This window comes from Stenotrophomonas sp. PS02289, from assembly GCF_029960115.1.
In the GTDB taxonomy this organism is placed as follows: domain Bacteria; phylum Pseudomonadota; class Gammaproteobacteria; order Xanthomonadales; family Xanthomonadaceae; genus Stenotrophomonas.
In genome coordinates, this window is record NZ_JASCOZ010000331.1 from 1 (window position 1) to 1,404 (window position 1,404).

A 1,404-nucleotide genomic window follows, 5' to 3' on the forward strand; every position below is an offset into this window, starting at 1 on the left:
CCGTTGGCCGGCCCACCGGTTGTTTCCGAAGATCATGAGGGCCGGCCAACGGCCGGCGCTACCGGAGAGCTACCGGTTTTCTGCGTAATCCTGCGCCTGCTGCATCACCCGCAGCAGGTTGCCGCCCCAGATGCCGGCAATCTGCTGCTCGCTGTACCCCTTGCGCAGCAGCCACGCGGTGATCTTCGGCAGCTGGCTGACATCCTGCAGGTCAGCCAGTCCGCCGCCACCATCCCAGTCCAGTCCGATGCCCACATGCTCGGGGCCGACCACGGCCAGGATGTGTTCCAGATGCGCGAAGAAATCATCCAGCGTGGCCTGGCGTAGCGGTTCAGTCTGGTCCAGCTTCGCCAGCCCTTCCTTCAGCTGCACACCCTGCGCGATGCTGAGTTCGTCATAGCCGGCACCGATCTGCTTCATCAGTGCATCTTCGGCCTGCTTGCGCGTCTCGGTCTTGCCGGTGTCGATCAGATAGCCGCCATACGCGTTGACCTGGATCACGCCACCGGCCTTGGCCAGCTGCTTCAGGCGCGCGTCGTCCAGATTGCGCGGATGGTCGTAGATCGCCTTGGCCGAACTGTGCGAGAGCACGAACGGCACCGGCAGGCGCTGGATCAGATCATCGAATACCGCGTCGGACGCATGCGACTGGTCGATGACGATGCCGAGCTTTACCGCTTCGTCGACCAGGGCTTTGCCGGCCGGACTCAGCCCTTTCCACTCCGCACCTTTGGGGTCGGTGGCCGAGTCGGCGAATTCGTTGTTGGCGAAGTGCACGGTGCTGAGCAGGCGCAGGCCGGCCTGGTGATAGAAGCTCAGCAGTGAGGGATCGGCCACCAGTGGGCTGGCGTTTTCCATGCTGATGTAGACCACGCGCTTGCCGGCGGCTTTGATTCTGGCGGCGTCAGCCGCAGTGAGAGCAAGCGCGAACTGGTCCGGATGCGCGGCCAGCATTTCGCGGATTTCCAGCAGTCGCTGCAGACCGGCATCGCGATCATGCTGGTGCGCGGCCGGTGAGCGATCGCCCTGATCGGTGTAGATGGCGAAGAAGCCACCATCCAGCGCGCCTTCCTGCATGCGTGGTAGATCGACCTGCGACAGCGCGTTGTGGTCGTGGCGCTGGCGCAGGTCGAAGCCTTCGCGATGGAAGTTCGCGGGGGTGTCGAGATGGCTGTCGAGGGTCAGCAGCCGTTGCTGCAGCGCTTTCGCCTTGGTCAGCTCCGCGGCGGAGAACTCGATCGCGTGTGCGGAAAGGGGCGCGGCCAGCGCCAGTGAGACCAGCAACGACAGACCACGTAAGCGCATGACGCCTCACCAGCAATGGGTAGACGTCAACGATAACAGCGTAGAGCCACGCCCTGCGTGGCTTCGCGGTCCCAGGCATGGTCGAAGCCACGCAGGGCG

1 protein-coding gene is annotated in these 1,404 nt (G+C 64.3%); it reads right to left on the reverse strand.

Annotated features, from left to right (window positions below; all coding sequences use genetic code 11):
- Window positions 1–69 precede the first annotated feature (69 nt).
- Window positions 70–1,305: a dipeptidase gene (locus tag QMX83_RS21440; RefSeq protein WP_282298644.1), complete on the reverse strand. Its 1,236-nt coding sequence runs from the start codon at window positions 1,303–1,305 to the stop codon at window positions 70–72.
- Window positions 1,306–1,404 lie beyond the last annotated feature (99 nt).